Annotated in this window: 16 protein-coding genes; 11 read left to right on the forward strand and 5 right to left on the reverse strand. The window is 59.2% G+C overall.

The window, feature by feature from the left end:
* Positions 1-137 precede the first annotated feature (137 nt).
* The 8 genes from CHB87_RS13255 (at position 138) to CHB87_RS13290 (ending at position 7,637) form a co-directional block, all read left to right on the forward strand.
* The gene (locus CHB87_RS13255; protein ID WP_176441749.1) at positions 138-713 is read left to right on the forward strand and encodes a carboxypeptidase-like regulatory domain-containing protein; all 576 of its coding nucleotides are present in this window, start codon (positions 138-140) and stop codon (positions 711-713) included.
* Positions 710-3,346 carry an outer membrane beta-barrel protein gene (locus CHB87_RS13260; protein ID WP_089408919.1) on the forward strand — a complete coding sequence of 879 codons (2,637 nt, stop codon included), beginning with the start codon at positions 710-712 and terminating at the stop codon, positions 3,344-3,346. Before CHB87_RS13255 ends, CHB87_RS13260 begins: the two co-directional genes overlap by 4 nt.
* Before the next feature lie 32 nt (positions 3,347-3,378).
* Positions 3,379-3,876 carry a DUF6644 family protein gene (locus tag CHB87_RS13265; protein WP_089408920.1) on the forward strand — a complete coding sequence of 166 codons (498 nt, stop codon included), beginning with the start codon at positions 3,379-3,381 and terminating at the stop codon, positions 3,874-3,876.
* 6 nt (positions 3,877-3,882) lie between these two features.
* Positions 3,883-4,398 carry a DUF6644 family protein gene (locus CHB87_RS13270; protein ID WP_142988344.1) on the forward strand — a complete coding sequence of 172 codons (516 nt, stop codon included), beginning with the start codon at positions 3,883-3,885 and terminating at the stop codon, positions 4,396-4,398.
* Positions 4,399-4,508: 110 nt separating this feature from the next.
* A complete protein-coding gene (locus tag CHB87_RS13275; RefSeq protein ID WP_089408922.1) occupies positions 4,509-4,928 on the forward strand; it encodes a DUF6152 family protein in 420 nt (139 codons plus the stop codon).
* Positions 4,929-4,958: 30 nt separating this feature from the next.
* The gene (locus tag CHB87_RS13280) at positions 4,959-5,747 is read left to right on the forward strand and encodes a hypothetical protein (RefSeq protein ID WP_217897055.1); all 789 of its coding nucleotides are present in this window, start codon (positions 4,959-4,961) and stop codon (positions 5,745-5,747) included.
* A gap of 44 nt (positions 5,748-5,791) precedes the next feature.
* Positions 5,792-6,949, forward strand: coding sequence for a hypothetical protein (locus CHB87_RS13285; RefSeq protein WP_142988345.1), 1,158 nt, complete (start codon positions 5,792-5,794; stop codon positions 6,947-6,949).
* A gap of 76 nt (positions 6,950-7,025) precedes the next feature.
* Positions 7,026-7,637 carry a hypothetical protein gene (locus tag CHB87_RS13290; RefSeq protein WP_142988346.1) on the forward strand — a complete coding sequence of 204 codons (612 nt, stop codon included), beginning with the start codon at positions 7,026-7,028 and terminating at the stop codon, positions 7,635-7,637.
* Positions 7,638-8,044: 407 nt separating this feature from the next.
* Here the strand turns inward: CHB87_RS13290 and CHB87_RS13295 are convergent, their stop codons facing one another.
* The 4 genes from CHB87_RS13295 to CHB87_RS22775 all read right to left on the reverse strand — a co-directional run bounded on the left by CHB87_RS13295 (position 8,045) and on the right by CHB87_RS22775 (position 12,688).
* Positions 8,045-10,195 (reverse strand): family 2A encapsulin nanocompartment cargo protein cysteine desulfurase, encoded by a 2,151-nt coding sequence (locus CHB87_RS13295; RefSeq protein WP_089408925.1) that lies wholly within the window; start codon positions 10,193-10,195, stop codon positions 8,045-8,047.
* Positions 10,182-11,093: a family 2A encapsulin nanocompartment shell protein gene (locus tag CHB87_RS13300; protein ID WP_089408926.1), complete on the reverse strand. Its 912-nt coding sequence runs from the start codon at positions 11,091-11,093 to the stop codon at positions 10,182-10,184. Before CHB87_RS13300 ends, CHB87_RS13295 begins: the two co-directional genes overlap by 14 nt.
* Positions 11,094-11,234: 141 nt before the next feature.
* A complete protein-coding gene (locus CHB87_RS13305; protein ID WP_176441750.1) occupies positions 11,235-11,555 on the reverse strand; it encodes a rhodanese-like domain-containing protein in 321 nt (106 codons plus the stop codon).
* A 563-nt stretch (positions 11,556-12,118) separates the two neighbouring features.
* Positions 12,119-12,688: an MFS transporter gene (locus tag CHB87_RS22775; protein WP_142988347.1), complete on the reverse strand. Its 570-nt coding sequence runs from the start codon at positions 12,686-12,688 to the stop codon at positions 12,119-12,121.
* A 34-nt stretch (positions 12,689-12,722) separates the two neighbouring features.
* Between CHB87_RS22775 and CHB87_RS13315 the strand changes: the two genes are divergently transcribed.
* From CHB87_RS13315 to CHB87_RS13325, 3 genes are all read left to right on the forward strand, one after another.
* Positions 12,723-16,196 (forward strand): TonB-dependent receptor, encoded by a 3,474-nt coding sequence (locus CHB87_RS13315; protein ID WP_176441751.1) that lies wholly within the window; start codon positions 12,723-12,725, stop codon positions 16,194-16,196.
* 120 nt (positions 16,197-16,316) lie between these two features.
* Positions 16,317-20,606, forward strand: coding sequence for an Ig-like domain repeat protein (locus tag CHB87_RS13320; RefSeq protein WP_176441752.1), 4,290 nt, complete (start codon positions 16,317-16,319; stop codon positions 20,604-20,606).
* Between the two features lie 67 nt (positions 20,607-20,673).
* Positions 20,674-22,251: a VWA domain-containing protein gene (locus CHB87_RS13325; RefSeq protein ID WP_089408931.1), complete on the forward strand. Its 1,578-nt coding sequence runs from the start codon at positions 20,674-20,676 to the stop codon at positions 22,249-22,251.
* Positions 22,252-22,305: 54 nt separating this feature from the next.
* Here the strand turns inward: CHB87_RS13325 and CHB87_RS13330 are convergent, their stop codons facing one another.
* Positions 22,306-24,963, reverse strand: a complete 2,658-nt coding sequence (locus CHB87_RS13330; protein WP_176441753.1) for a choice-of-anchor D domain-containing protein — start codon at positions 24,961-24,963, stop codon at positions 22,306-22,308.
* Between the last annotated feature and the right edge of the window lie 100 nt (positions 24,964-25,063).

The following is a 25,063-nucleotide window of genomic DNA, read 5'->3' on the forward strand; positions in this document are numbered from 1 at the left end:
CACAGCAAGCCCTGTTCACAAAGGGTGTCACGAGAGGTTCGATGTCGAGAAAGCATATTCTATCCGCGTCCGCGGTTGTGTTGTTCGCCGCTAGCGCACACGCCCAGGTTGCGACGGACGCAATCGTTACTGGAACAGTGACCGATTCGACCCAGCGCGCCATCGATGGCGCCACCGTCGTGATCCGCAACGTCGCCACCGGCGTGACCACGACATCCAGGACCAATGGTCTGGGGGAATACCGCACGCCGCCCTTGAAGATCGGCGAATATACGGTCGGCATTCAGAGCCCCGGCTTCCGCCACTATGTTGAGAACGGCGTCCATCTCGACATTGGCTCCGTGCGCCAGATCAACGCTGCGCTCACGCCTGGAGATGTGAGCGAGACGGTCGAGGTGAAGGCCACGACGGAAGAGCTGCTGCAGCGCTCGGATTCCACCGTGGGGACCGTCATCACCACACAACAGATTCAGGAACTCCCACTCAACGGCGGCAGCAATGGTCGCGACTATCTGCAACTCGCAACGCTCTCGGCTGGTACAACTCCGGGAAACTCGAGCGGTGGCATCAGCATTGGTGGACAGGCAAGCGCGCAGGCCGCATTTCTGCTCGACGGCATCGACAATACAACCAGCAGATCCTCACCAGCCACGATGGGCAGAAGGAGGTCATCAAACCTTCGGTCGACGCCATCAGTGAATTCAAAGTCGTGACAACGAGTTACTCGGCAGAGTACGGACGGTCGTCGTCGGGCGTCGTCAGCGTGAATCTCAAGTCGGGTTCGAATACGATTCATGGCAGCGGCTTCGAGTTCATTCGCAACGACGCGGTGGACGCGCTTCCAGACTTGTCCGCGACCAAGCTGCCCTTCAAGTACAACGACTTTGGAGGCACGATCGGCGGACCGATCAAGAAGGATCGCGCCTTCTTCTTTGGAGATGCAGAGTTCTTTCGTCTGCGCTCCGCCACGACTGCCTATACGCTCGTCCCGACCGATGCGCAGAAGAGCGGCCTGTTCTCTTCGGCGATCTACGATCCGACGGCAGGCTACACCGTCTCAGGCTCGACCGTAACGCGTACGACGGCCTTCTCGGGCAATCAGATCCCTACGGGCCGCATCGATCCCATTGCGAAGAGTCTGCTTCAGTATTACCCGGAGCCGCTTGGCGTATATGCCGGCGGCAACAACTACTTCTACAACAAGAACGGCAGCACCAATAACTATCGCTGGGATCTGCGTGCCGATGCAGTTCTGACCGCCAAGCAAAGCATCTTCGGACGCTACAGCTCCGAACAGAATCAGGGCGCGATCTCCGCTTCGCTGCCGCCTTTGAACGGACAGTACTACGCCGGCAGCGGAGCCCAGACAGTCAATGCCCAGGCCTTTGTCGTCGGCTATAACACGCAGTTTTCGCCCAACGTGCTTGGTTCGGTGCGGGCCGGGTGGAACAGCATCAAGTGGGTGCAGAACTTTCCGAATCAGAGCCTGACCGGCGTCGGGATACCAGGCGTGGCTGCAACAGCGCCAGGTTTTACCGAGATCACGATGACGAGCTTTGCGACCATCGGCACCAGCAATGTTCCCAACTCCGATAACAGCGAGAACCGCGAAGTAGCCGCAGCCATCATCTGGACCAAGGGTGCGCACACGCTGCAGTTCGGCTGGCAGGAGTATTGGCTACAGACCAACTTCAACAGCTCTCAGCTCACCAGCGGCATCTTCGACTTCAATGGGCAATACACCTCCAAATCGCCCACCGCGACGCCTGGAAACGATCAGCGCTTCGCGGACTTTCTTCTCGGACTCACCGATAAGAAGCAGCTTTCCAGCCCGTCCATTCTCAACTTCCGCTCTCCCTACAGTCACTTCTATGTGCAGGACGACTGGAAGGTCAGCCATAGCCTGACGCTGAATCTCGGCATCCGTTATGAGCTCAGCCCGCCGGCGGTAAGCAAGTTCAACTCCATCGCCAACTTCGATGAGGACAGCAACCCTGCGAACCCACAGCTGGTCTATGCCGGACAGTACGGCAATAGCCGCGCGCAACGTGCTCTACAGAACGTCAGCTATACGAACGTTGCGCCGCGCGTCGGCTTTGCCTTCAGTCGGCCGAATAGCAAGACCGTATTGCGCGGAGGTTACGGGATCTTCTACTCCAACGCCATCACCATTGGCGGCATGCAGTCGATGGAGAACAATCCCCCCGTCAATCAGTTGCGTCTGGCCACCTCGCCAAGCTCCTATGTTCCCACGCAGTTTCAGTACCTTCAAAATGGCTTCGCTGCGAACGCTCTCTCCTTGTCGAATGCGAATGGAGCAACCGGCGTATCGCTCGTCTCCTTCGATCGCCACGCGGTGATTCCCACCGATCAATCGTGGAACCTCAATGTGCAGCGAGCATTGCCCTACGGCATCGTTGCGGAGGTTGGTTACTACGGCAATAAGTTCGACCATAACTGGTGGCAGGTCGATGGCAACCCGGCGCCAGCAACTGCAACCGCGCTACTGCCCGCCGCCGGCATCAACGCGAACAGGCTCTATAAGACAACCACGATCCCAGGTGTTGCAGGGAATCCGACGATCGGACTGGGCACGGTCAGCCGTGTCTGGAAAGAGGGTTGGAGCCAGTACAACGCGCTCCAGGCAAAGGCGGAGAAGCGCTATGCGAAGGGGGTCACTTTCATTGCGTCGTATGCGTACGCGAAGACGATCGGAATTGGCGATGTAGCGGACTTTCAGGATCCAACCAACATCGCAGTTGAGCGGGCGGTGATGAATACGGACATGCGCCATCATTTCGTCGGCAGTGCGGTCTATCCATTGCCCTTCGGACGCGGCCAGTTGGTTGGCAGCGGATGGAATCGCTGGTTGGACGGCGCCTTTGGCGGATGGAGTATCAGCCCGATCGTTACGGCCAGCTCTGGACAGCCGCTCAATCTGACGGAGTCGAAGAATCCCTCCAACAGCGGAGGCACCGCGGACCGGCCGAACCTCGTGGGCGATCCCAAAGCTGCAGTCAATGCGAGCGGCGTCGCGACACGTACTCCGGGGCAATGGTTCAACACCAGCGCCTTTGCCGTGCAAGCCTCGGGTACCTACGGCAATGCGCCGCGGAACGCCATCACGGGTCCGGGGATTCTCAACCTCGACGCGGGCATCCACAAGACGCTCGTCTTCCATGAACGCTTCCAGGCTCAACTCCGTCTCGAATCGTTCAACGTAACCAACAGCCCCCATTATGGATCCCCGGCGTTGAACGTTCAGTCCCCAACGACGCTTGGCACAATCACCACGATCACAGGCAACCCGCGTCAGAATCAGCTCGGGATCAAGCTGCTGTTTTAGAACACACCTCAGACCAAGGGAAGGATGAGCCGATGCCTGCACTACAACATTTTTGCGAGTGGGTTTATACGACGCACCTCTCCACATCGATACGGCAGTCGGCTTATCTCTTTCCCTTTCTCGAGACCATTCACACCCTTGGGATCGGGGGAGTTGTAGGCACGGTAGCCATTCTCGATCTGAGGCTGTTGGGTTGGATCATGAAGAAAGAGCCCGTGTCGCGCATCGCCCGCCAGGTGCTTCCGTGGACTTGGATCGGCTTCGCCATCATGTTCGTTACCGGACTCCTTTTGTCGATTGCAGAGTCCCAGACGAACTACTTCAACTGGGCATTTCGCATCAAGATGCTGCTCTTGCTTCTCGTTGGCATCAACCCGCTGATCTTTCATCTGACGATCTTCCGCAAGGTCAACACATGGGATGTCGCCAACGTAACCCCTTTACGAGCGAGGCTCGCGGCAGTCAGTTCTCTTGTTCTCTGGGCAAGCATTATTGTCGCGGGCCGTTTAATCGCTTATGTCAACACCTAATACCGAATGCTCAATGCCGCAATTCGCCCGAAGGGGGCAAGAATTATGTTGTTACTGCTAAGTCACTGGTTGGGCCGGACTCACTTAGGCGTTTACATCCGCGACTCGTCGTATGCCTTTCCGGCTATCGAGATCGTGCATCTCTTGTTCCTTGCCGTTTTCGGCGGCGCCATTCTGCTCGTCGATCTGCGCTTTCTCAACCTGGGCTTCAAGACTCAGTCCGTGTCTGCGGTTGCTCGCGAGCTTCTACCTGTCACCGTTGGCGGCGTGATCGGCATGTTCCTCTCCGGTCTGTTGATGTATGCGGGCGGAACGATGCGCTACTACCATAACCCCGCATTTCAGGCGAAGATGGCGTTCTTCGTCATTGCGCTCATCGTTCACTTTGCACTTCAAGTCGGAGTCGCTCGAGGCCTCCCCGAGCGTGAGGGAACGGGCAGGCTGCTAAAGGCCGGCGCAGTAGCTTCGCTGCTGCTGTGGTTCTCTGTAGGCTTTGCCGGACGCGTCATCGGTTATGTGTAAAGGACAAGATGTCGGCTATCTTCGCCAGGAACTGCTACACCGAGTTCCGACGGCCTAACTCAAGTGTTGTTCCAGAACTCAACCTCACGGAAGCACCAAGGAGACAACGTATGAAGAAACTACTGATTGGCGCGGTTCTTGCGCTCGGCATCGTCACCCTATCCGCTGTGCCGGCGTTTGCTCATCATTCCTTTGCCGCGGAGTACGACGCGAGCAAGCCCATCACCCTGCACGGCAAGCTCACCAAGCTCTCATGGGTCAACCCCCATGGCTGGATCTACGTCGAGGTGCAGAACCCCGATAAGACCTCCACCAACTGGGCGGTCGAGTTCGGCGGTCCCAACGCGCTCCTGCGCCGCGGCCTGCGCGAGACGGATTTTCCTCTGGGTATCGAGCTGACCGTCAACGGCTACCTCGCCAAGAACGGCGCGAAGATCATCAACGGCACCTCGGTCAAGCTGCCCGACGGTCGTAGCCTCTTCACTGGCTCGCTCGGCACCGGCGCGCCCGGCGACCCAGGCAATCAGTAGTTTTCAGCGACAAATAACGAAAGGGAAGTCATGATCTTCAGCAGGACCCACTGCCTTACTCTCCTTGCCGGCGCTTTGCTGGTTGCCTCCGCTTCAGGGCAATCGGCAAAGCCGGCAGCCGCTGCACGCGCCGCGGCGATCCCGCGGCTCGCCGATGGCAAGCCCAACTTCAACGGCATCTGGCAGGCCATTGGCGGCGCCGACGTCGACCTGCAGGATCACGTCGCCGACAAGTACGCTCCCGGCGCGCAAAGCGTCGTCGAAGAGCACACGATTCCTTATCTGCCCGAGGTGCAGAAGCAGCGCGATCAAAACTATGCCCAGCGCAACAGCCTCGATCCCGTAACGACGAAGTGCAATCTGCCGGGCGTGCCGCGCATCACCTATGCGCGCAACCTGCCCTTCCAGATCTTCCAGTTGCCCAAGGGCGACAAGATCACCGTGCTCTATGAGTACGCGGAGGCGCATCGCTTCCTCTACACCAATGGAACGCCGCACCCGCCCGGACACATCAACTGGTACCTCGGCGATTCGCGTGCGAAGTGGGAGGGCGACACGCTCGTTGTAGATTCCATCGACTTTCTGAACGACATCTGGCTCGATCATGCAGGCGACTACATCAGCCCCGAGCTTCATGTGGTTGAGCGCTACAAGCTCATCGACGCCGACCACATCGACTACAAGGTGGAGATCGACGATCCCAAGGTCTATTCCAAGCCCTGGCACATCGACATCACCCTCTATCGGCGCACGGAGAAGAACTTCCAGCTTCTGGACTACGTCTGCTACGCCTTCCCCTACGAGAAGTATTACCCGTAGCCAGTGGCTTTCAATTGCAACGCAATGCGACAGGAGAGTTCCAAGTGAACACGAGATATAAGTATCAAGCAATGGCGCTGACGCTGGCTGCGGTCTGCATGCCTGCCTTCGCGCAGACGCCCGCGAAATCGGCGCCGGCGGATAAACCCTTCAAGTTCGAGACGCTGAGCGACGGTCAGCCGAACGTGCAAGGGACATGGACGGCGGTCTACTACGGCATGGGTTGCCTTACCAATCCCACCAACGGCGACGTAAACTGTGTGCCGCCTCCTGGCCCCAGACCTGCCGCTGGAACCGCCAACGCCGGCGGCCCGCCATCGGTCGATCCCAACACCGGCAAGGCCCCCGGTCAGCGCGGCAACGGCAATCCGCCCACCATCGTACATGCGCAGCCCGACGGACCTCGGGGCGGAGGCCGCCAGCGTGCCGCAGGCGGACAGGGCGCCGCGGGAGCTCCTGCAGTCGCTTATACCGACAACGCCGCGCCGACAACAGCACCGGCCCGAGCCCCAAGGGTTGCACGCAATGCACCGAGCCGCATCATCGATACGCCGAACTACGACATCCCCTATACGCCCGAAGCCCTCGCTCATCAGCAGGATCTCTTCGCTCACTACTACGAGTTCACGCGTTATGGCGATATCGATCCTCAGCAGCGTTGCTGGCCGCTGGGCGCGGTGCGCCAGTTCACCTGGCACGACGTCAAGATTCAGCAGTATCCAGGCTATGTAATCCTTCTCTTCGCGGGCGCCGAGGTGTATCGCATCATCTATCTCGACAACCGTCCGCACATCGGCAACGGTCTGAAGCTGTGGATGGGCGACTCGCGCGGACACTGGGAGGGAAACACCCTCGTCGTCGACACCACCAGCAACAACGCCAAAGGCCGCCTCAGCCGTGCGGGAGACTTCTCGAGCGATAAGGTGCACTATACGGAGCGCTTCAAGTTCACCGGGCGAGATACGCTGCGCTACGAGGCAACCTTCGACGATCCATCCGTCTACACGCGTCCTTGGACCTTCGCTGTCGATGAGAAGCGTGGATACTTCGGCGGCGATGGCGGTGTGCCGAACGAGGACATCACCCCGGAATCGCAGGCGAAGTTCGAGCTCTGGGAAGAGGCTTGCCAGGAAGGGCTCATCCCCGGCGGCAACGACGTTCCGAATTTGCCGCTCATTCCAGCCGAGTTCAACGCAAAGTAATCCAAACCCCGGTCAACGGCTGGGCAGCACCAGCCGTTGACCAGCCAAAGCTATGGAACAACAGGAAAGACGACCGATGCTTAGACTTAACTCATTTCTGCCAGCAATGGCCCTGCTCACCGCCGGTGCGGCCGCTCATCTACACGCGCAACAGCTTCCTCTTGCGCCCGGAGTAGAGAAGCTCTGCTCCGTCGAATTCGACAAGGATGCCCGGCGTCCCGCGCGCGTCGAAGACCAGGCGTTGCCATGCCTGGAACAGACCGCTCAGAAGCTGAAGGACACGCCAGGCATCAAGGTCGTGCTCGTCGGCATAGCGCATCCTCTCTACGACCATGCCGAGGCGGAGCACGGCGTGGAGCGTATGCGCGAGGACGCCACGGGGCTCGATGTCCGTTTCAGCGATGTGGCCGCCTATCGCGCGGTCAATACCAAGGCCTACCTCACGCAGTGGCTGAAGGCCGACGCAACGCGCATTATCCCCACAACGGACGAGTATGCGCTTGGTCGCCGTGTCATCGTCTATACGGTGCCAGGGGATGCCGACTTCAACCACAACTACACAAAGACGACGCCGACCAACGAACTCAAGTGCACAATCAAGCCCTGCCCCATCGCCACCGAGGATGTGCTGACCCCGCAGCCTCGCGGCAAAATCGTCGTTGCTTCTTCTCCCACCAAGGCTCACTAGAGCGGATAGCATCTTGGCACATAACATCTTCATAAGAAACCGGTCATCTTGAGCGCAGCGAAGGACCTGCTTCTATCTCTCGTTGTTGCTCGTTCTTGTTGTGCCCCATAGCTTAGTTGGCTATGGAGCATTCGAGACATCCGAGAGCCCCTTGGTGCCTGACGCGGGAACGGGGCTCTCGTCGTTGAATCGATAGGCCCCAGACATTACGCCCCTTGAGCATCGTTCTCCATGAAGAACCCGACCCGCAAGGACCTATCCAGCAGTTGATCCGTCTCTTGCGCAGTACGCGGCCTCTCAAGGATGAGACTTAACCTCGCGGACCTTAGAAGCGCGAGCAGTCAGCTCGCGCGACACAGAGGCAGTTGATCGAACTGAGCTGCGAAGCGAAGAGACGATGCTCCTTCTCAGGCAATCGCCGTTCGTCCGAGACGCAGGTTCCAGACTGCCTCGATAAGGCGGTCGATGTCCTCGAAGGTGTTGTAAAGGGCCAGCGACGCACGGACAGAGGTCTCAATCCCAAAGCGTCGCAAAATCGGCTGTGCGCAGTGGTGGCCAGACCGCACCGCTATGCCGTTGCGATTGAGGTGTTCGCCAACCTGTTCCGTGCGAAAACCCTCGAGTGTGAACGAGAGCACACCGGCCTTCTCCTTCGCGGTGCCGATGATGCGCAGCCCTGGGACGCGCGACAATTCGTCGGTGGCATAGACCAGAAGTGCATGCTCGTGACGCGACACATTGTGCATGCCGACGCGGTCCAGATAGTCGATCGCCGCGCCAAGGCCCACGGCATCGGCAATATTCCCAGTGCCTGCTTCAAAGCGCTGGGGAGGCCCGTGATACACCGTCTTCTCGAAGGTCACGTCCTGGATCATGTTGCCGCCACCCTGCCATGGCGGCATGTGCTCCAGTATCTCGGCCTTGCCGTAGACGACGCCGATGCCGGTCGGGCCAAAAACTTTGTGCCCGGAGAAGACGAAGAAGTCGCAGTCCAGAGCCTGCACATCGGCGCGCATATGCGACACCGACTGTGCGCCGTCAAGCAGCACCGTAGCACCGTAGCGATGGGCCATCTCGATCATCTTTTGCGCGGGAGTGACCGTGCCCAGCGCATTCGAAACCTGGGTGATCGAGACCAGGCGCGTCTTCGAACAGAGCAGCTTCTCGTATTCTTCGAGGATGATTTGTCCCGTGTCGTCGACCGGGGCCACGCGGAGCTTCGCGCCCTTCTCGGCGCATAGCATCTGCCACGGAACGATGTTGGCGTGATGTTCGAGCCAGGTGATGACGATCTCATCGTCCTTTTGAATGTTGCGCCGTCCCCAAGTCTGCGCGATAAGGTTGATCCCCTCTGTCGTGCCGCGGACGAAGACGATCTCATCGGTCGACGGCGCATTCACGAAGCGGCGGACCTTCTCGCGGGCGGACTCGTAGGCGTCGGTCGCGCGCGCGGCAAGCTCGTGCGCAGCGCGGTGCACGTTGGAGTTTTCGTGTTCGTAGAAGTATGACAGTCGGTCGATGACACTCTGCGGCTTCTGCGTGGTGGCGGCGTTATCCAGCCACACCAGCGGCCTGCCGTGCACCCGCTCGCGCAGGATAGGGAAGTCGCGCTTCACCGTCTCGGCATCGAATGGATACGACGACAGGTTCAGATCGCGCGGCACGTCCTGCTCGATCCCAAGCGGCTCCCGAGGCTGTTGTGGTGCCGGTGGATCGAGTGGGCGCATGTGATCGAAGAAGCCGAAGGAGCCATGGCCGGTGAGCTGTGCGATTTCGGGCGCGCGACCGTAGTCGTTCGCGATCTGGAGGTCGAAGGGTAACGTGTAGTCCGGCGCATCGTTTTTTGGCGCTGCCGGGACGGGACCGGGGATCGAAGGCGGAAAGGAAGTCAGCGGCCTCAGCTCTTCCAGGAAAGAAAACTGGGGCACTGGAATTGGGCTCGCAGCTCCGAATGAGGCTGGAGGAGCGGGCGTGGGAGGCGATGCGGCCTGCGCCGAGGAGGCGTTGACGAAGTCGAGTGGGAGCTCACCCGGGGCTGCTGGAGCGGAGAACTCCGGTAGCGGCCTGGCGGCTGGGTAGGGACCGCTCAATGCGGGGGTCTGGCGGTCGCTGAAGATCGGACGAGCATCCTGTAGAAAAGAGAAGACGGGAGCTTCGCTCGCACCTTCGGAGGCGGTGCTGGCAATGGCTCCGGGAACGGCTGGCGGAGCCGCCTGGACCTGTGTCGATACTGGCGCTACGGTCGCCGGACCGACGCTGGCAGGGATACCGGGGAAGTGCCCGTCGGAGGGCAGTGAAATCTCGGGGCGTGCTGCGGGTACGGTCGCTGGCGGTGAATCGGGAGGCGAAAAGTTCTGCGGCAGATCCACCGGTCCGGGCTGCGACGGCAGGCTGAGAGAGTCCGGCAATGCGGAGAACAGCTCATTGGCCATGCGCGCGATCACGAGTGGGTCGGGGAGGCCGGCAGGAAGCGAACCCGGGAACGAGGGTACAGCCACTCCCGCGTTTGGCGCGGCGTCCTGCGTCAGGATAAGCTGGCTCGGATCACTGGTAGTCATAGTAGTTTCCGACCTCGACGTTCTCTAACGTTGCGATGGCATCGTTTGTCAGCACGGAGGCCGCGCAGTAGAGAGAGATCAGGTAGGAAGCGAGCCCGCGGTTGTCGATGCCAGTGAAGCGTACCGAAAGGCCAGGGCTCTGTTCGCCGGCAAGGCCGGGCTGGAAGAGCCCAATGACGCCCTGCTTGCGCTCGCCGACGCGCAGCAGCATGATCGACGTCTTCTGCGTCTTGGCGGAGACGCGAAGCTTGTCGGTCGGAATGAGGGGAACGCCGCGCCAGGTCAGGAAAGGGCTGCCGAAGAGCGTCACCGTCGGAGGCGGTACGCCGCGCCGCGTGCACTCGCGGCCGAAAGCTGCAATAGCGGCGGGGTGGGCAAGGAAGAGCGACGGCTCCTTCCAAACTTTGGTCAGCAGTTGGTCCAGGTCGTCTGGAGTCGGCGAGCCCTTACGGGTGGAGATCTTCTGCGAATCCGGCACATTGTGCAGCAGGCCGTAGTCTGCATTGTTGAGGAGCTCGTTCTCCTGCCGCTCCTTCACGCTCTCGATGACGACGCGCAACTGCTCGCGAACCTGATCGTACGGTTTGCTGTAGAGATCGCTGACGCGCGTGTCGACGTTCACCAGCGCGTTGATGCCGCTCAGCCGGTACTCCCTCGGAGTCTCTTCGTACTCGGCGTAGGTGGCAGGAATCTCAGACTCATCGGAATGCCCACAGAGCACATCGATGGGCTTGTCTTCGGCGACGCGATTCCGGCGAAAGACACCGGATTCCAGCGGCTTCCAATCCAACAGCCGAACCAGCCAGCGCGGCGTAGTGGCACCGTAGATCGGAGCAGTCTTTGTTACGTTGGCAAGTTGATATGCTGCTTGTTCACCGAGAGATGCGCGGTCAGCCACGGAGAGACTCCTTTATCGTTCAAGGTGCGCCGAATGCGCAGATTGGAAAGCCAGTGAGAGACTATGACGCGAGCGTTTATATCCGCTTGCGCACCAAGGCATACGGTGTGAATCTATGCCTTCCGGCGTTGAAGATCAAGACTAATACCGGCGAACCGTCCGGTCCACCCGGTCGGACCACGCGCGAAGGCCACCATGCAGGTTGGAGACGTGCGTGAAACCATGCTGCTGCAGGTACTCCACAGCCTTGACCCCACGCGGACCCATCTTGCAGACAGCCACAATCTCTTGGCTCATGCTGAGTTCCATCATGCGCTTCGGCAGCTCGGCAAGCGGGATAAGATGCCCGCCAATGTTCGTAATCTCATACTCGTACTCGTCGCGGACGTCCAACACGAGAAGGTTTTCTCCCTTATCCAGACGCTGCTTCAGTTCCTCTGCTTCGATCTCGTGTACTGCCATGGCCCTCATCCTCTCCGGTTTAGTTAAGCACGAAAAACCCACTGCCATTGAACTTCTGGCGGTGGGTCGCTTGTGTCTATCGAGATGGAGCCGAACTAAGAGATGTTGTCTAGTTCGTCCATCGACCAATACCTAGAGACACGCGCGCACCGCCCGATACAGGCGGTACAACATGCGGTCATCTGGCCGGTAAACTTCATAGATCGAATTGTAGCACAGACCTCCTGCCGGGAAGCCCATGAGGAACTGTCGCTTGTGATAACAATTCCTCCGCAACCATAAATAGTCCAGTAACGGGAAATAGTCCGATAATGTTGCGATATGTCTCGCGAACGATGTAGCGCGGCTGTCTGCTGATGAAGGGCCGGCCGGATCTCGAACCTTGCCCGAACGCTAAGGAGCATCCGCTTCGTTTACCACAACATAAAGGACGTTATGTTGTGGTAATCCACATCTGAGGATGTAAAAGTGGCATCGTGGCGCGGGTCGCGTTGAAGTATGGCGTGAACGCGAACCAGATCTTAGTGGCGGCGGCTGTATCGCGATGGCAAGCTGTGGGGACATCAGGACACCTGCCTACGGCGATAGTCTTTTCCGAGCGCAAACAGCGAGATCGTCCCAAGCAGTGGCATGAAGGCCACCAGCACAAAAACCGGTGTGTAAAATATCCGGTCGATCAATGCTCCGGTGAGCAGAGGGAAGAGCAGACCGCTCAGGCCACCGGCGACACCAGAGAGCCCTGTAGCTCGACCGACAGCCGATTCAGGAAATAGGTCCGTGATCGCGCCGTACATGTTCGCGGAGAGGAAGTTGTCCGCCATGACGGCAACGCCGATCATCACGAACGCGGTCGTGGCGTTCGAGAGATAAGGAACCGCGAGGCTGGCGATGCAGACCAAGCTGCTGGAGTACATGGTGATCCGGCGCGGGTTGTAGATTACAAATCTTGAGAGGCCTCCTCCTTTCGGCGGATACCTGTGGCTACACCGCTCCCTTAGAGTTCCGCTGTCGACACAAAGACGTCTTAGTGCGGAACGGAGTAGAAGCCGGCAGCCAGAATCTCCGGTTTTTCTCAAGGGTCTTTGATGAAGCAGCCAGGTTCCGCGCGGCGGATTGAAGATGAGCCGATCCATGTGGAGACGCTTTACCAAAGGAGTGCACCTCGTAATGAATTCTCGTAAGCTCAACGGCCCATCATTGCTCCCTCGCGGCTGGCAGCTTCTCTGCCTGCTCGTCTGCCTCGGCTGTTTCGTGTTATGCGCGCCGTATGCGATGGGCCAGGCGGATGTAGGCCGGATCGTAGGAAATGTTACGGATGCGACCGGCGCGCGGATCCCCGGGGCGAAGATTACCGCACTTCGAGTGGAAAGCAACACCACCACGGTCGTAAGTGCAAACAAGGTCGGGGAATATACCTTCGCTAATCTAAAGACCGGCCACTACAACGTCACGGTCGATGTCCCCGGTTTCGCTTCGGTCACCCAGGAGGGTTTTGAGCTCGACGACCAAAGCTCGGTGACCGCCGATTTCAAGCTGCAGGCGGGGCAGACTGAGCAGATGATCGTGACCGGCAGGGTGTCGGAGACGGTGAATACACAAACCGGCGAGGTATCCCATGTCATCGACGGCGAAACGGTGCGCGACCTCGCGTTGAATGGGAATAACTACCTCGACCTGCTGGGGACCTTGCCCGGATCGGTTCAGATGGACAGCGGCGATGCGATGGCGAACATCACAGGCGGCGCCACGACCAACATCGTCCTGAACGGCGTACGTGCTACCGCGAACGGCCTGTACATCGATGGCATGCTGAACAAGGACATCGGCACGAATTCGACACAGTTTAACAACATCGGCACGCAGTTCATCGATCACGTGAAGGCGCATACGTCGTCGTTCTCGGCACAGTTTGGACAGGCGGCCGGCCCGACTGTGAACGTGGTCACTCGCTCTGGCACCAACTCGATTCACGGCTCGCTGTTTGAGCATCTCCGCAACAATATTGTCGACGCGGTGAACTATTTCTCGCGCAGACAGAATGCGGATGGAAGCTATTCGACCGTGCATCAGCACCTGCGCTTCAACGACTTCGGCGGAGCGCTCGGCGGTCCAATCATGAAGGAGAAGCTCTTCGCTTTTATCGGCGCGGAGTGGAAGATCATTGCGCGGAACACAAGCCCAACGACTGTGACGCTGCCATTGCAGTACGAACTGATGGGTGGCTTTGCGAGCAGCACCGGCGGCTGCTCTTTGCGTAATGTGACGGGCATCAACACCACGGATAAGACGCGGTCGGACTACTGCAACATCTCGCCTCTCATCACTCCGTTCGGCCACGCTTACGTGAACGAGATCAACCAGATCATTGCGCAGGCTGCCTCCTACACCGGTGGAGCCTGCACTAGCTCCAGCTGCAGCCCGAATGGTGATGTAATCTTCGAACTTCCCAATCCCTATCGCAACCACGAATATGTTGCGCGAGTGGATTACGTGCTGGGCAAGCGTCAGAACATGTTTGCGCGGTGGGTGAACGATACCCACACGACGACCAATCCAATATCGAGCGGCGTGATGCCTACCACGCCGTACCACGAGATGAGCCCCGCCAACAATCTCGTGATCTCGCATACCTATGCCTTCCGCAATTCGTTCAACGAGATCAGCGCGGCGGCAGTCTGGACGCATACGGATCAGGCCCCTTTCGGAGCCACTTGGGAGAAGGCGACGTACGGTTACACGTTTCAGCCGGTCTACCAGAGCCCCGGATACAAGTTGGGTGTTCCACAGATCGCGATCTACGGTATGGATACGATCAGCCCTCTCGTGCTGAACCGCGCGCATACAACGTATCTTCAGCTTCAGGATATTTACACGACCGTCGCGGGTACCCATACTTTGAAGGTCGGCTTGTTCTTCGGCAGACTGCGTAAAGACAAGAACGGGGATGCGAACTTCAGCGGCAGCGCCAGTTTCCAGCCCGGAACTTCGTCGGTCAACTCCACCGGCTATAACGTAGCGGATGCGATGCTCGGCCGCTTCTCCAGCTATACGGAGACCTCGATCGATCCGTATGGATTCTTCCGGCTGTGGCAGGGATCCGGCTTCGTCGACGATGTCTGGCGCGCGCTTCCGAAGCTTTCGCTCAACCTGGGACTGCGTTACGAATGGATGACGCCATGGGTTTCGCAGCAGCAGAACACGGCGGCATTCTTTCCCGAGCTGTATGACCCGTCCCAGGCTGTGACGGTGACCTCGACGGGGCAGGTGATCAGCGGCTCCGGCAACCCGTATAACGGCTTGCGACGCGCAGGCGACGGCGTTCCAAAGAATCAGCAGTTCCGTGTACCGGGCGCTGCGTCGGCCGCGGTTCTCAATGTTCCGACCTTTGGGAAGGCTGGTTTCTATAGCTCTCAACAAGTGTTCATGCCGCGACTCGGATTTGCGTATGATCTCTTCGGTAACGGGCAGACCGCCATACGCGGCGGCGGTGGCGTCTTCTTCGACATACCCCAAGGCAACGTGTCGTATAGCTCGCTGAATGCGCCGCCCTATGTACAGAGCGTCTCGCTGCAAAACGGAAACATGGATAATCTTGCGGGCACTTTGGCACAGGGAACAAGCAATGTGATTGGAACCTTGTACACGCTCGATCCCCACCAGCAGCGCTCTTATACGCTGCAATATAACGTGGGTATCCAGCAGCAGCTGCAAGCGGGTATGTTCCTGCAGATCAACTATGTCGGCAATCAGGGGCGCTTCCTGCTTCGCGCGCCGGATCTGAACGCAGTGGATCTCAAGGCCGAAGACGCGGCCTTCCAGATCAACCAGTCGGTCAGCCTGAACTCGCTTCGTCGATACAAGGGATATAGTTCCATATTTCAGTACCGTACCGATGCGGATAGCAACTACAACGGCTTGCAGGCCAACCTGAACCGCCGTATCGGAAAAGGCCGCTTCACTTTTGCCTATACCTGGTCCAAGGCTCTGACCACGGCCAGCGCGGACTCCGATCAGGACACGACCTACATTTACTCCAAGAGCTATAAGTACAGCAATGCGACCTTCGACCGGAGAAATATCTTCAGCTCGACGTATATCGTGAGCACGCCAAGGCTTGCGCGCTGGAATGTGATTGCGCGCGAAAGCCTCGGCGGGTGGATGCTGTCTGGCACATGGCGCTGGCAGGGCGGCACCTACAACACGCCCAGCGGCACAGACGCGTTGGGCGTGACAGGACGTGCGAATTACGCCGGCTACCCGATCGTCTATCCGCATACCGCGAAACGCTGGGTCGATATCGTCAATCCGGGTCACATCGTCAACTTCTCGGACCCTGCAGTCGGCCAGAATGGAACGACGCCTAAGGGCATCATCGTCGGACCCAATCTATGGACCTTCGATATTTCGACACGAAAGACGTTCAACGTGACGGAACGCTACCGGTTGACGCTGAGTATCTCCGCGTTCAATGCACTGAATCACCCGAATTTCAATGGCGTATACCTCAATGTCGACGCGCCGGATTTCTACACGGCGACGGGTGCGACCGCGACCTCGGCGACGACCGATAGCGAATCGTTGGCGGTGCGAGCCGCAAACGCTCCGCGGAATATGCAAGCTGGTCTCATCCTGAACTTCTAACTGCCAGAGCATATCCGTCGAGCGAAATCTGCAACAAGAGTTTTGGAGTTGATGATCATGGTGTGGAAGAAAATTACAGCTTTAGCGTCCCTGATTCTCGCATGCGTGTGCACGGTAAACGTGGCATCGGCACAGACGACGGCGTCTTCGCAGGTGAGTGTTGCGAGTGGACTTGGCAACGCAACCGGTGTCGCCGTCGATCAGTTCGGTAATCTTTATTACACCGACTCGGCGAACGGCCTTGTGCAGGAGCTTCCGGGCGCAAACGGGTCCAATACGACGCTGGTGAGTGCCAGTCTCAACGGCGGCAGCCAAGTTGCCGTCGATAGCAGCTCGAACGTTTATGCTGCCTCCGGCGCTGCGGGCGTAGTCTACAAGTATGCGTATGCCAACGGTGCGTTGAACGCGAACACGCCGGTGTCGCTCGGTACTGGCCTGGGCAACATCACAGGCGTAGCGGTCGACCTTTCGGGGAACATCTATGCCGTGGACGCGACCAACAAGCAGGTCGTGAAGATCACTGCGACGGCGCAGACTGTATTGCTGAGCGGCCTGGTGGCGCCGAAGCAGATTGCGGTCGATACGCGTGGCGGCGTCTATGTCGCCGACTCCGGCGCGAATGCGATCGTCTACCTGCCGGCGGGAGGCACTTCGGTGAAGCTTGGCACGGGTCTCAACGCGCCGAGCGGCGTGGCCGTCGATCCGGCGGGAAACCTCTATATCGCGGATACCAACAACGGAGTCATCAAAGAGATCGTTTATAGCGCCGGTCTGGCAAACACAGGCCAGACAACACTGCCTTTCACCCTTAGCGCGCCGACAAGCATCGCCGTCGATACGCGGGGCAGCCTGTATGTCGCCGGTGGAAGCAGCGTGCAGCATCTTTCTATCGGTGCAGCTTACTTCGGTCTTGTGCAGGTGAACCAGACCAGCGCGGTCCTTCCGGTCAACATCACTTTTACCAGCGCGCTTACGCCGGCGACGATCAAGGTGGTTACGACAGGCTTGACCGGGCTCGATTATCTGGACGCCGGAAGCGGCAGTTGCAAGGCGGGAACCGCGTACAGCGCAGGCAACTCCTGTACGATAGACGTCACCTTCACGCCACAGTTTCCAGGGCCGAGATATGGGGCTATCGTCTTCTACGATGCAAGTAACAAGGTCCTCGCGCGAACCTTTGTAGGTGGCGGCGGCCTGGGTCCTATGTTGACCTTCGATCCTGCCACGGCTACCACGGCCAGTGTTGCTCCCGCCACGGCTACCACGCCTCTTTATCCAAATCAGACCGTGACGAATCCCTATCCCACTCCGCTCGATCAGCCGCATGGCGGCCGCTTCGATGCGGCCGGCAATTTGTTCATCGCGGACAGCCTCTCCGATCACATCATCGAGTTTCCGATCGATGGTTCTCAGCCGGTCATCGTGAATCCGGCAGCTTCCATGGACGACGTCGCTATCAATGGGGCCGGCGATCTGTTGATGCCGGCGGTCAGCGCGGGCACGGTCGTGATGGTCCCCTACGAGAACGGTACATGGAATGTCGCCGACATGGTTACATTAGCGAAGGGGTTCAGCAAGCCTAGAACCATCGCGGTCGACGTCGCCGGTTTCATTTTTCTGGGAGACGCAGGGAACAAGAAGCTGTACAAGATCAGTCCGGCCGGCGTATCTACGCAGATTCTGACCAGCATCGCAGCAAGCAACACAGGCGTAGCGGTCGATTTGTTTGGCAATTTGGCGGAGACGGACTCCAGTTCGACCGGGGACACGGTCTGGTACGCTCCCGCCACCGGCGCGGCGCCCTACACGGTGGGCACCGGTTATAACTCGCCCTGGGGTCTTGCTTTCGACGCGTCGGGCAGTCTTTATGTGACGGATAACGGCCAGACCACAAACCTTCGTATTCCGAATGAAGGTGGGGTGCTCTCCACGGGCCATCAGCAGAAGGTTGGCGGGAATAAGAATTTCAGTCTGGCGATCGATCAGTATGGCAACATCGTGACCTTTCCGAATATCTCCACCGCACCGTCCGCTGGCTGGAACTTCAATACGATCTCGCGTTCAGCGCCTTCAGCGTTTTTTGCCGGTGCGACTGTGAATGCCTCCAACACAGGCGCCGCGCTCACAATTTCCAACACAGGCAACCAGACCCCTGCGTATAACGCCGGGCTCGTCAATCTTGGGGATGTCGACGACTTTCTGTTGAATGCAAACGTCACAGGCGAGCCCAGCTATATTCCGTCGTGCACGTTTCTCGACGCGCCGATGCCGGGTCTCAACTGCTACCTCGGAGTTCAGCTCAGCAGCACAGCCCTGCCGGGAGTTCGCACTGAGGTATTGCAGCTTCCGACCCAATTGCGGTATACGCCACAGGCGAAGTTGACTGCAACTCTGTCGGGTACGTCTCCCACACAATCCGCGGGCCTTGCAATTTCGGCTTCGCCGAGCGCGCCTCAGCCCACGCAGGCAATCACCGTCAAAGTAAGTGCTGCCTCGGCTGCCACAGGTGCGGTGACGCTGCTGGTTGATGGCGCGCTGACACAGACGCAGGAGCTGTCCTCCGGCAGCGCGAGTTTCGTGCTAAGCAGCGGGTTGAGCGCGGGCGCTCATATCCTGGGCGCGACTTACGCGGGCGACAGCAGCTATGCGCCCGTCGTCACCCCGGTTACGACTACCGTGACGGTCGCCGGCGCGGCTGCCACGCTCACGCTTTCAAGCAGCGCAAAAGACATCACTGCTGGACAAACACTTACCCTGATCGCGTCTGCCGGAGGCGTTACGGGGCTTCCTCTTCCTACCGGCAAGATCACGTTCCTCGACGGCGCGACCGTCCTGGGCGCGGGTACGCTTCAGAGCGGTGTCGCAGCTATCTCGGTATCGACTCTCGCCGTGGGCGCACATACGATCACCTTCACCTACCCCGGCGACACCGTGTATGCCAGCGGAACCTCTGCCCCGATGACAGTCACTGTGGGCACGTACACACCGACGAGCATCACGCTTTCGGTTGTGCCGGTGCAGCCGACCGTAGGTTACAGCTACGGCACGAAGGTTACGGCAACAGCCGTGGTCACAGCCGGTTCCGGCACACCGACGGGCTCGGTGCTGTTCAGTCTCGACGGCGTGGTGCAGATAGTGGCTCTCACGGGCAGCACCGCTACCCTGACACTCAATCCGTCGGCGGGCCTGCATAGCCTGACGGCCAGCTACACTGGCGACGCCAACTTCGATGCAAGCGTCGCCTCTACCTCGTTTACTACATTGCAGGCGGCGACCAGCACGACGCTTAGTCTCTCGTCGACGAACGTTGCGGCTGGGAGCAACGTGGTCTTGAAATCGGTGGTGAGCTCTGCTGTGTCGCAGCCGACTGGAACAGTCGTCTTCCGCAATGGCGTGGTCATCATCGGCACCGCGACGCTTGACGGCACCGGCACCGCGACGCTTACGACCTATAAACTTCCTGCCGGCTCCGACCTTATTCTGGCCAGTTACGAGGGAGACAGCAACAACCAGGCGAGCACGAGCTCCACCATCAAAGCCGTCGTGACGAGCAATGCGACTTCCGTGACCGTGAGTTCCAATCCGGTCATCGTGCTGTATGTGGCGACCTCGGGAGCGTCGGCGACGTTGACAGCCAACATCGCTTCGACGGCTCCGGCGGGAGTCGTTGCAACCATGGGAGGCAGTGTTACCTTCTCGGCGAACGGCGTCTTGCTCGGCACATCGTCGGTTGTCTCCGGCTCGGCGACGTATGCGTGGTCTAACCCGGCTCCGGGCGCCATTTATACGATCACGGCAGCGTACTCGGGAGATAACTATTACTCTCCTTCTTCGCAGAGCAGCTTTCGGATCTTTGTCGCGCCGTCGTCGGGAGTTTACCCCGGGGACTACACGGTCTCGATGAACCCGAACCCATTGGTAGTGACGGTGGGAACGCCGACAAAGGCTACGCTTTCGATCGTGACCACCAGTTCTTACTTCGGCTACGTGCAGGCATCGTGCTCCAATCTCCCGGTATTTGCAGACTGCGAGATCGCGCCGAACCCAGTGACGCTGGATGGCACGACCACGCCCCAGACGATGACCTTGACCGTCAATGCACAAGCCGGCTTCCAGGTATCCGGGCTGAGAAGGAAGGACGCGCTCATCCAGTTCAGCGCGTTGTTTCTCACACCGCTGTTATCGATGCTGGGCTTCGCGAGCTTCGGTCGCGGCAGACGTCTGCTTCGGAGCGCCGGCATGCGGGGTCTGCTCGGCATCGTGTTGCTCTGCATGTTCGGAGCGTCTCTGACAGCGTGCGGCAGTCATCTGCCGATCGCCACACCGCCAGGAACTTACACGGTGAACATCGTAACGACCGGCACGGGCGGCATCAACCATGTCACTCCTACTCAGATGACCTTCCAGTAAGGTCGCACGAGGAGGGAGCCCTGGCAGCCCCTCCTCGTGACTCACACATTCGGAGGCATTCATCTTCATGGTCATCACTTCCAGGGGCATCGTGGTTGCGATGCGCACGCCTTTTTTCATCATCGTATGCAGTCTCCTATGCGGCCCGATGATCTCGGGCCGCATTGCGTATGCGCAGACCGAACCCGCGACCGAAGAGCCCTATCGTCTGCGTACGACCGTTCGCACGGTCGTGCTGGACGTCGTCGTGACGGATGCCAAAGGCAGGACGGTCGACAACCTGAAGAAGGAAGACTTCACCCTTCTTGAGGATCTCTTGCCACAGCGCATCACCAGTTTCGAAAGGCCCGAAGCTCATGTCATGCCCTCGCCAGGAAAGCTGTTGGTACAGTCGACGGCCGACCTGCCGAAGGTTGCGGGAGCACCGGTCACCATGCTTGTGCTGGATGAACTGAATTCGAACTTTGAGGACATGGCCTACGCAAGGAATCGTATGGAGAAGTACCTCAATGCGCAGGGGCCCGTCCTGGCGCAGCCAACGACGCTGCTGGCGGCAACCAATACCGCATTCGAGGTGATCCGCGACTTTACCCAGGATCGTGCCGCGATCCTAGCGGCGCTGCATAAGCATCAGCCGGACTTTCCCTGGAAGATCATGCGTGGCGGCAATAATAGCGAGATCGCCTTCGAGCGTCTGAGTCAGTCCCTTGCGTCGCTGCTTCAGATGACGCAGGCGACACGCGGAACACCGGGCAGGAAGACCGTCATCTGGGTCGGCAAAGGGTTTCCGGGCGTCGACGTGACCAAACTGGATGCGGACTCCGAGACGAAGATTCAGAATGCTATGAAGTCTCTTACGCAGTCGTTGCTGAAGGCGAGAATCACCCTTTACACTATCGATCCCGAGTCGAGCCTGACGAGTCTCCCAACGCTCTCCGACGATCTCGACAACTTCGTAAGCCAGAACAATGGCCAGCCCTTTGCGGATGAAATCAACTTCTCGACGCTTGCGCCCGCTACCGGCGGCACGGCACTCTTCTCACGCAACGACATCGATGCCGAGTTATCGGAGCAGGTTACCCAGGGTTCGCATTACTACACCCTGAGCTACACACCCACGGACCTTAGTCTGGACCCCGATAAGTATCGCCGCATTCATATCAAACTGTCGACGCCCGGCCTGACAGCGACCACGCGCAACGGCTACTATGCCATGCCCGACGTGGACCCGGCGAAGGAGATCGCCGCGAAGAAGCCCGTCGAGCAGAAAGCACAACTGGAGGCGGAGATGGGAAAGGCCGCACTCAGCCAGATCGTTTATAACGGCCTGAATGTCACGCTCGATAAGGCGGACAAAGGTTTTAAATTAGGTGTGCCGGCATCGGAGTTGCGTTGGATGACGACCTCTGCCGGTAAGTCGAGGGCGGAGATCACTGTGATGCTGGTAGCGTTCTCTCGCAAGGGAAAGGCAGTCGCTCACAGCTCCGACGAGCTTTCAGCCGAAGCGGCAGGGCAGATGCAGGGGAGCGATCAGAAGGCTCTGTTTCTATTGTCTCCTCTCGACGCGCAGGGAGCAACTCGATATCGCGTGGTTGTTCGCGACGCGGAGACCGGCAAGATCGGAACCGCAGATATGACCCAGTAAAGCTTGGGCCGCTTTGAAAGGGCAAGACCGCGTGTTCGACATGCGGCATTGCCCTTATTTTCCGTTGTTGGCCGCTGAATCGTCGGCGGTTATGGATTGCGAGCCGTAGAGCCAGTCGTAGTCGTGCCAGTTGGTGACGGCAGGGCTTGCGGATGTGCTGGTGATCTCGAAGCGCAACGCGTCCGGCTGCACGCCCTGTGGCTGGCTCACACCAAGTGTCAGCACATTGTCCGCGCCGGCCGCGCTGAGTTGCGATGCATCCCACTGGAACGCGACCCATTGATATGTCCCCGAAAGGCCGCTGCGTATGCCTGCGTCGCTTGCGTTGTGAAGCCGCCATGTGAGTGCGTGGCCGTTGAGAGTGGCGACGACGCTTGCCTCGGCTGAGGCGAGCCCGAGCGACAGTACGGCATACCTGCCCTGCGCCAGTTGTGCAGCAGTTGAGGTGAAGTGAATCATGACTGCGGGCACCGAAGCCGTTACGTTCGACACATACGACGGAAGGGCATACTGGTATCCATCGGAGGTGGTATCAGCCGCGTTGTACACCCCAGCGTAGAGGCCAGGATCGAATGTCTGCCACCAGGTGTAGTTGATCTTGTTGAGGTCGTTGGTTGCAGGTGTGCTTCCGACCGCGGTCGCGTAATAGATCTCCTGTCCTTTGGTGCTGGCAAAGTCGGCCCAGTAGTTGTAGGCGCCCCAGTAGTTTTTGAGGTCGCTGCCATCTGTGTCGTGACCGTGCAGAAACTCATGGGCAGAGCGATCCGGCGTGCCGATGGTCCAGACCGGTGGCGCAGTGCCGAAGTTCTCGGGAGTGAAGGTCAGCCCTGCAGGCGTGGTCGTGACGTTCGCAACGACCTGGACTCCATCTAGCCGAAGCTCACCCCACTGCCCGAGCACATAGGAGGAAAGTCGATAGGTTCCCGGGATAACGCCGACGAGGGGTTGATTGCCTGCAGCGTTGTCGTTCACCCAATACTGATAGCCGTTGCTTGAGTATTGGAAGTTTTCGTTCGGATCGCTGAGTACGGTCCACCCAGCATAGGGCGTGGCTGAGCCTCCCCCCTGAATCGCCGCAGCGACTGAACCTCGGGCTGTGGAGGCGGCGTATCCCACATCCTGCAGGGCGCTGTCGGCGTCGTAGAGTTGATCGAAGTACGGCTCGAATTTTGCGGCCTCTGCGTACAAGGATGCCCCGGTGGGGTTCGCGCTGCTGAGAGCATTGAAGTGAAAATAATAGGGACCGAAGAGCCGGCTCGAATCGACGCCCTGGGGCGGAGTGTAGCTGAGGTTGTTGTCGAGGTGTCCGGAGAAGGCCTCCATCATCAAGAGATTGCCCGTGAAGAATAGATCCTGCTTCGTGGGTCCGCCGGAGAGCGTCTCACTGCGCGGAACCAGCAACCAGGCGCCATACTGTGAGCCGTAGATGCCATGCTCGCGATGCAGATATTCGTAGCCCGCGTGATCGTACTTGGTGTAGAACTGCCGCCTGAAGCCCGCGGGAAGGGTAAGCCCATGAAGGTCCACCGTTGCGTCCTGCACCGCGCGGCCGGGGTCGTCAAGTCCCGGAAGAGTGGGCGAGTAGAGTGGAACGTCGAGCACGCCGATGTTGCCCAAGCTGCCGTTGACGGTGTAGGTCTCGGTGAAGAGCGTCTTGCTGACGCGAAAGACATACTGCCATTGGCCTAGCCCTCCCGCAATGTCCGAGGCGCTGTGAGCGACGGAGGAGAAGACGTGAAAGCCTGTATCGTTGGCGCTGACGATGAAGTGCTTTGTAGAGGTGAAGGCGTTTGCGGAGTTCGACTGGGTTGTGATCCACCAGTCGATATAGGATCCGGTCTGGACGTAGCCCGAGGTCGTCGTTCCGGAGCCGGTTCCGGTGTTGTCCATGTAGAGCCCGTCGGGTTGTCCATATTGGGTTGTCGTGGTGTCGACGAGTTCGTCTGAATAACCGGTAAGATGCACGCTGAAGATGCGACCGGTCGTGGAGTTCCAATCGAGCTTCACTGCTCCCGTCGTGATGACCCAGTCGTTGGCGTTCGAGGTGTTGATCGAAAGCGTTCCGGCGCCTGTGCCACTGATCGGGATGACCTTCACAGGCACGTTGGCGTTCGTGCTGATGGTGAGCGAAGACGTATAGGACGTCGAGAGGAAAGGCGTGAAGACAACCGATACGGTACAGCTTGCGTTGATAGCCAGGGAGCTGCCGCAGGTCATGGAAGAGATGGTGAAGTTCGCGGGACTCGTGGAGGGTAGGGCAATGCCTGCGATCGTAAGTGTCTGGCCGCCGGTGTTGGTCAGCGTGAGTGTCTGCGCCACACTGGTGGATTGGGCCGGCTGGGTGAAGCTGAGAGTCTGGGCGCTTAAGCCGAGTGACGGAGGAGGAGTTACAGCAGTCCCGCTAAGCGCTACGGTTTGCGGCGAGATGCCGGCGTTGTCCGCGATATTCAGCGTGGCAGCGTAAGCGCCCGCAAGCACGGGCGTGAAGGCAACTGAGACGACGCACGTAGAGCCGACCGCCAGTTGAGTCCCACATGTCGTACTCACGGAGTAACTGGACGCGGCCGATCCCGCGATGGTAAAGCCTGCAAAGTTGAGGGGCGCGGTTCCGCTGTTGCCAATGGTCACGGCTTGCGTGGCAGTCGATCCGGTCAGGACATTGCTGTAGGCAAGGCTGGCGGCGCTGATGGAGATAACAGGTGCCGTGGTCATGGGAGGAGCTGATGCTGTCGATCCTTTACCGCAACCGGAAGACACCGCGATCAGGATGAACGAGAAGAGATACAGAGCCGAGTGGCGGGTGGTCGATAGG

Source organism: Granulicella rosea (genome assembly GCF_900188085.1).
GTDB lineage: Bacteria > Acidobacteriota > Terriglobia > Terriglobales > Acidobacteriaceae > Edaphobacter > Edaphobacter rosea.

What these genes read in the sequence shown, in the direction of transcription:
- CHB87_RS13265 (WP_089408920.1), top strand. Translation starts at nt 3,379, where the DNA reads ATGCCTGCACTACAACATTTTTGCGAGTGGGTTTATACGACGCACCTC.
- CHB87_RS13270 (WP_142988344.1), top strand. Translation starts at nt 3,883, where the DNA reads ATGCTCAATGCCGCAATTCGCCCGAAGGGGGCAAGAATTATGTTGTTA.
- CHB87_RS13275 (WP_089408922.1), top strand. Translation starts at nt 4,509, where the DNA reads ATGAAGAAACTACTGATTGGCGCGGTTCTTGCGCTCGGCATCGTCACC.
- CHB87_RS13280 (WP_217897055.1), top strand. Translation starts at nt 4,959, where the DNA reads ATGATCTTCAGCAGGACCCACTGCCTTACTCTCCTTGCCGGCGCTTTG.
- CHB87_RS13290 (WP_142988346.1), top strand. Translation starts at nt 7,026, where the DNA reads ATGCTTAGACTTAACTCATTTCTGCCAGCAATGGCCCTGCTCACCGCC.
- CHB87_RS13295 (WP_089408925.1), bottom strand. Translation starts at nt 10,195, where the DNA reads ATGACTACCAGTGATCCGAGCCAGCTTATCCTGACGCAGGACGCCGCG.
- CHB87_RS13305 (WP_176441750.1), bottom strand. Translation starts at nt 11,555, where the DNA reads ATGGCAGTACACGAGATCGAAGCAGAGGAACTGAAGCAGCGTCTGGAT.
- CHB87_RS22775 (WP_142988347.1), bottom strand. Translation starts at nt 12,688, where the DNA reads ATGGATCGGCTCATCTTCAATCCGCCGCGCGGAACCTGGCTGCTTCAT.
- CHB87_RS13315 (WP_176441751.1), top strand. Translation starts at nt 12,723, where the DNA reads ATGAATTCTCGTAAGCTCAACGGCCCATCATTGCTCCCTCGCGGCTGG.
- CHB87_RS13325 (WP_089408931.1), top strand. Translation starts at nt 20,674, where the DNA reads ATGGTCATCACTTCCAGGGGCATCGTGGTTGCGATGCGCACGCCTTTT.
- CHB87_RS13330 (WP_176441753.1), bottom strand. Translation starts at nt 24,963, where the DNA reads ATGACCACGGCACCTGTTATCTCCATCAGCGCCGCCAGCCTTGCCTAC.